The organism is Pedobacter sp. UYP1, from assembly GCF_040547305.1.
Taxonomy (GTDB): domain Bacteria; phylum Bacteroidota; class Bacteroidia; order Sphingobacteriales; family Sphingobacteriaceae; genus Pedobacter.
Map to the genome: position 1 here is coordinate 183,740 of NZ_JBEPPL010000013.1, position 6,752 is coordinate 190,491.

General features: G+C 34.5%; 4 protein-coding genes. All 4 read left to right on the forward strand.

Translation table 11 applies throughout. The features are described 5' to 3' along the window. Positions 1–483: 483 nt before the first annotated feature. Positions 484–813, forward strand: coding sequence for a nucleotide pyrophosphohydrolase (locus ABIB30_RS21495; protein WP_183888619.1), 330 nt, complete (start codon positions 484–486; stop codon positions 811–813). Beyond that, positions 810–2,717 carry a DNA/RNA helicase domain-containing protein gene (locus tag ABIB30_RS21500; RefSeq protein WP_354305102.1) on the forward strand — a complete coding sequence of 636 codons (1,908 nt, stop codon included), beginning with the start codon at positions 810–812 and terminating at the stop codon, positions 2,715–2,717. The genes ABIB30_RS21495 and ABIB30_RS21500 overlap by 4 nt, the downstream gene beginning before the upstream one ends. Before the next feature lie 590 nt (positions 2,718–3,307). Beyond that, entirely contained in the window at positions 3,308–4,921 is a 1,614-nt protein-coding gene (locus ABIB30_RS21505) for an RNA-directed DNA polymerase (protein ID WP_354305103.1), read from the forward strand. A gap of 133 nt (positions 4,922–5,054) precedes the next feature. Next, a complete protein-coding gene (locus ABIB30_RS21510; RefSeq protein WP_354305104.1) occupies positions 5,055–6,434 on the forward strand; it encodes a hypothetical protein in 1,380 nt (459 codons plus the stop codon). Positions 6,435–6,752 lie beyond the last annotated feature (318 nt).

The window sequence follows — 6,752 nt, forward strand, 5'->3', positions numbered from 1 at the left end:
TATCAAAGAGCGAAGCTGTTATATTAAAGCTTGGTGAATGTCGTTACTGCCATTTGATTAATGATGTCCCAAGATTTAAAAAGAATATCCCGATTTTTAAAGAACTGGCCGCTTTCGATAGCTTAAAGTTGAGTAATTTCATATTTGTAGGTAAACATAATGGGATGTACAAAAAGGTGTTTCCGCAGGTCGTTAAAAGGATTGACAGTTTAGATGATTGCCAGAAGCGAAACTTAATTCATTTCATTAAGGATGCCAGTCGAAATTAAGTAGTGCACTAATATTATATTAAATAATAAAAGGCAGTATCCATAAAACTGTGTAAATGAAATTTGGGGATTAGGATATTGGATCTTAACCCTTACATCAAAAATAGCAACATACTGGTGTTCATGATTAAATTTGGAGAAAATATCGTGGATTCCTCCAAAGCTTCTAATTACTCACAAACTTTCCTTATTTTTCAAAATATTTTAATAAGGAATGAAAAACTGGGAAGATTTAAAGAATATTTTAGTAGAATTCAGGAATGAGAGGGATTGGGAGCAGTTTCATAACCCTAAAGATTTAGCTTTAGCACTATCTATAGAAGTGTCTGAGTTAAATGAACTTTTTCTATGGAAGAAGTCGGAAGAAGCGGATGTAGAGAAAATCAAAGATGAATTAGCTGATGTATTTGCGTATGCAATCTTACTCGCTGAAAAATACAATCTGGATATTAACGAAATCGTTTCCAACAAAGTTCTAAAAAATGCAGAGAAATACCCTGTAGCTAAAGCCAAAGGAACATCTAAAAAATATAACGAACTATGAGGTTATACGCCGGTTCGTCAACGAACTTCATAGCACTTAATGTAAATAATCAAATTGCAGGTCTATTGGAGACTGAATTCTTGAAGCAATTTGGCTACAAAGCACAGATTAATGAGGTCATGTCATGGAGGAATTCTCTTTTTCGCCTGTCTGATATATTAGAGCGTGCAAATCTTACTGATCAGGGTATAATGGTCGAATACAAGCTCCCTTTAAGTGGAAAGCGTATTGATGTGATCATTTGTGGTAAGGACAGAGATCAAAAACGGAATGCCGTAATTATCGAACTCAAACAATGGGAGAAATGTGCGTTAACAGATTATGATAGTGATTACGTGGTAACTTGGGTAGGAGGAGGTAATAGATCTGTGTTACATCCAAGTGTACAGGTAGGTAATTATATGTATTACCTTCAGGATAATAGTACGGTGTTCTATGACGGTGATCATCCAGTCGGACTTTCAGCGTGTAGTTATCTCCATAATTATACGATTGGCAATGAAGATGTTCTTACTGATATACGTTTTCAAAAAAGTATTACTCGTTTTCCAATTTATTCATCAGAAGATAGATTGGCATTAACTTCGTTCATTACTGATAAGGTAGATCAAGGTGATGGAATGGATATCCTGGCCGAGATAGAGCAGAGTCGTATGCGTCCATCTAAAAAATTGTTGAAGCAAGTATCTACTGTTATTAAGCAAAAGCTTAAAGGTGAATTAAAAATATTTGGGGCAGTTAAAACTAAAGGTGATTACATACTTCTTGATGAGCAGTTGATTGTTTACGATACTGTAATGAGTATTGTACGCAAAGGTTTAGAGCATAAGCAAAAACATGCAATTATTGTAAAAGGAGGTGGAGGTACTGGCAAGTCTGTTATTGGCTTACAGTTGTTAGCTGATCTTGCAGCATTAAACTTCAATACTCAATATGCAACAGGGTCTAAGGCTTTTACAGAGACTTTGCGTAAAATACTTGGTGATAACTCAAAGAGCTTACTAAAGTACTTTATGTCTTATGGTGAGGCCAAACCTAATGAAATTGATGTGTTGTTGATGGATGAAGCACATCGGATCAGAGAGAAAACAGGTTATCCATTTAAGTCTACGGGTAGACCACAGGTTCAAGATCTATTGAATGCGGCCAAAGTATCAGTGTTCTTTATAGATGATTATCAGGCGGTACGTAAAGGTGAGATAGGATCTTCTGCTTTTATAAAAGAACAAGCAGAGCTTGCTGGGTGTAAAGTTTATGAATACGATCTGGAAGCTCAGTTTCGTAATGGGGGTTCTGAGCGGTATAGTGATTGGATTGATCATACTTTGCATATCCGAAAAACTGCCACTACAGAATGGATAAATGAATCGGACTTTGAATTTACTATTATGGATTCTCCTGAAGCTTTAGAGACAGCTATAAGAGCTAGAGCTGAAGAAGGTTATACGGCAAGAGTAATGGCTGGTTTTTGTTGGCCATGGTCGAAACGTCTTGATGAGAATAATGATTTAATTAATGATGTCGAGATAGGTGAATATAAACGGCCATGGAATGCTCAGGAAGGTTTAACAGGAATGCGTAAGGGAATTCCAAAATCACAGTTCTGGGCTTATGATGCTGGAGGGATTGACCAAGTTGGATGTGTTTATACTGCTCAGGGCTTTGAATTTGATTATGCGGGGATAATATTTGGGAAAGATCTAAAGTATAATCCAGATACTGCTGAGTGGGAGGGGATTCCTGGAAATAGTTATGATGGCCAGGTTAAGAGTAGTAAGGATTTTCTTCAGCTTGTTAAGAACACTTACCGGGTTCTTTTGGGGCGTGGAATGAAGGCTTGTTATGTTTGTTTTATGGATAAGGATACTGAGAGGTATTTTAGAAGCAGGATAAGGAAGGGATAGATGTAGCTAGTTGGTGTTTTATCTAAAGCAGTTGTAGTAGAGTGACTTAATAGGTGAAATACTGCATATGCGATGATAAATATAAAATAGTAATATTCAATGGATTGGTTTTTTGATAAGATAGGGGGGGAAAAGTGGGAGGGTGGTCGCTTTTTTTTTAGTTGTTAATGCATTTCTTTATGCTGATATCATATCTATTATTTGTTATGAGGCAAAAATGCTTGAAAACATTCAGAAGATTTCAATTAGAGGGATTTTATTTATATGGTTTGTTTCTCTGTTTTATGTTTTAAAATTGGTTCGGTCATTAATATTGACATTTTTAATTCATAAATTTTCTAAGACAGAGACATACTTGGAGTATAATATATTACACGAACTATTGGATCAATCTTGTTTGTGGTTAGATATATCATACGATGTGTAATATCTTTTTCTTGATGTTCTTTGATTTTTTTGTGTAAATAATGAACGAGGTACTTAGCGATGTAATGATGACTCTTTGTGAATTAAGTGATACGCGCTTAAATTTAACCTAATTAAGTATTAAATTAGTACCAATATAATTGGCCACTAATTTAAAACGTTCCATGAGTCAAGGAATAAATATTCGTAATGCCCTACTAAGGGTAGGGTTTTTTCCCGAAGTTCTTCCGCCTTGTTTTGATAGCTATAATATGGCAAGAAGTTTTAAAGGCATGATCAAGGGAATGGAGCTATCTAAGTTTCATAAAAAATCTTCTGCATACATCAGATATAGTGGTACCAAGCATGATGGAAATAGGCGTTATTATGGAACAGTAAATCCAATCCCCTACTTTCATATTTGTCATTTTATTGGACACCATTGGAAAATATTTACAGATCAGCTGAATTCTTCCTTATTTGGATTGAGTAGTTTTAGCATTGGGGGAGAGAAAGATGATCGGGCATTACTTATTCCGGCATTAAGTGAGATTACTTCCAAAATGTCCTCGAAAATAAAATATGCTCCATACATTATCAAAACGGATATTGCTCAGTTTTTTCCTAGTATTTATACTCATTCATTAGCATGGGTTGCACATGGTGTACAAATAGCAAAAGCTGATACTGATAGAAGTTCCAGAACAACCTATTTTAACAACTTGGATTGGTTCACCCAGCAATGTCAGAATGGGCAAACAAGAGGAGTTATTGTAGGACCTGATGCATTTCGAGTGATTGCGGAATACATTGCTTGCGAAATAGACAAGCTGCTTTGTAAAAAGGCAAAGGATTATATTGTCGGTGGGGTTCGACATGTGGATGATTTTTATATCGGTGTACGTTCGGAATTAGATGGCTCGATCGTCCTTTCTCATCTACGAGATATTTTGCAAAACTTTGAACTTCAGATCAATGATAATAAAACAAAGCTATTGTCTGGCCTTCAACCAATTGATGATATTTGGGCACAGGAGCTTCGCAACCTCTACGTCTCCAATGCAGAATATGACATTGAGCGGTTTAATTATATATTAGATAAGGCTTTTGAAGTCTCCCAAAGGATCGGATCTCAAAGTCCAATGAAATTGGTTCTTCGTAAATTAGATAAGGGTAAATGTTACTTGGATGAATCATGGATAGAAATTGAGCCAAAGTTGCAACGCATTCTTTTCCATTTCCCTCATTGTCTGGATTACTCCTGCCTATTAGTTGCAAAAAGAATTGCAATCAAGAAAGATATTGATAATGAAGGTTGGAAGAATGTAATTGAACTAATCATTAAGAAATCAATCGGAGCAAATCATCATCATGAGATTTTATGGTTAGTATGGCTTGCTTTTGTTTGTAAGATCAAGCTTTCTGACAGCTTGCTAATTGATCTTTCTAAAAGTGAGAACGGATATGTTAAAGCAATACTTATAGCGGGACATCAAGCAGGTCTTTGTAACATACGATCGCTGATTAAACTTGGGAACAATCTTTCTACAGACGATGAGAAATGGCTACATCATTTAGTCGCTCGTTCCTCCGGCTATTCATCGGCAAGATTTTCAGGGCCTTTTGCTCGAGACTTTGAAAACCTCGTTAGCAGAAAAATTAGGATAATTGACTTCAATAAACATATGAAAACTATTGCTAACATTGAAAATGAGGCCATTAGTAGATCCAAATATGGGTATGATTCGGAAAAGGATGACGGTGAGGAGGATACTTTTGCTTTTGATATAGACTGGTAAAGAAGTTTAGAGTGGAAATGGCAATTAGGTTTTATGAAAAAAAAGACTTTATTGTATTCGATAATTATATCTTTAAAAGATATAAGTGGAAAAATCTGATAATATAATGTAACCTGAAAGTTTCAAAAAAATTATGTTTACTAATAACGAAAGATTAAAGGAAACTGTTCATCACTTGCTAGAAAATAAGTATTCAGTTGATTTGATTGAGATCCAAGTGACAAATGGAGAATTGGTGTTTAATGGAAAAGGATACATATTTCAAGACAATTTTGGTCAGTTAAAACTCAAACTATTTTCAGATGTGTCTTATGACCAGGACGAAAGATTAGAGTTTATGTTTGGTGGAGTTGTAAGAAACCCAGAAGGCGAGAAGGTTTCGGAATATTATAAACTATTAGCAAAAGATGAAAATCTTGAAACATATAAAGCTGAACATCTTACTAGGATTTCTATATTGGACAATATCACAATATATAGTATTAGATCACCATTAAAGTGTTCAAGGACATTGGAACGTAATACGAGAGTTGTTTTCTCTGGAAATTATAGCTTACCAATTAATAAATATGCTGGAGTAAAAACAACTCTTGTTGAATCATTTAATTATTCCGAAAATATGGAAGTTTGGGAGGTTAGGGTAGATGAAGGACTCACACTTGTTTTTTCTAAATTCGAGGGTTACTTGGATTTAATGATTATTCCATCTGATGAATATCAGATTGATGAAGACCTAATTAATATGATATCATATTCTCTTAATTTTGTACTTGGACTTGAAACTGAAGTTGTTTACATTAATCTACTTGAAAAAGGACACACAGTATTCAATAGAAGAAACCTATTACTTGCTAAATCTACTTTTTCTCCACCACTTATTGCCAATCACCATTATGGTATAGAATTTACTACAAATCATACGACGCTTTTTAAAGCTTATCTTTCTTATCTGCGGAAAAATTCCCAAAATAACTTGCCAATTATCCATAAAAGAATTGTTTCTGGAAGTCGCAATTATATTTTCGCTGCTGCACTTTTATTGAGTGTTCAGATTGAGAATATCTGTAAGGATTATTATGTGAATTTTTATATTCCTGATGATGACTTTTATATACAGCTAGAATCTGCTATCAAATTACTGGAGAGTTCCGGAGTTGGACACGATAAGATTATTGGAAATTTAAAGAGTAAGCGCCTTTCAAAATCAAGAAATGGTATTGGTGTCGCCAATGTTCTAAATAACCTTGCATCAACCAGAGTTATCAGTAAAAAGTTCATTATTTCATGGAAATTACTGAGAAATTTGACTGCCCATGGTGATGAGATTAAAAGAGGGTGGGAAGATTTCTTAGCCAGTTATTATGACTGTACAAACTTGTACTACCAACTTATTTTTAATTTAATTGGTTATGTAGGGAAATATTCATATAAGGATTATGCAAATGGGAATTCTCTTGAACATTATCCTATTGTGTTACCTTTAATTGAAGAACAGTCAATAGGCAATATTTAATTCTACTCTCTTAAATTCGATTGTACTTATAGAGCTCCAAGGGTAACCATTCGTATAATAAAATATATGCACTAACCCCGAATTTCATTTTACACAGTTTTCTGGATACTGCCCTTTTGTATCAACTACATTCTGAAGATCATATATTAGTTCTGGATTGAATCAACCTAAGATTTCGTTAACCATTTTAGAGCTACCAATAAAAAGTACTAATCGTAACATGTGGGTATTTCGGAGTGATGATGCCAGTGATTTCGGTCAAACCGTGCCACTTAAAAGATCATACAATTATATAAAAAAGCTGGGATTATTCCTTTT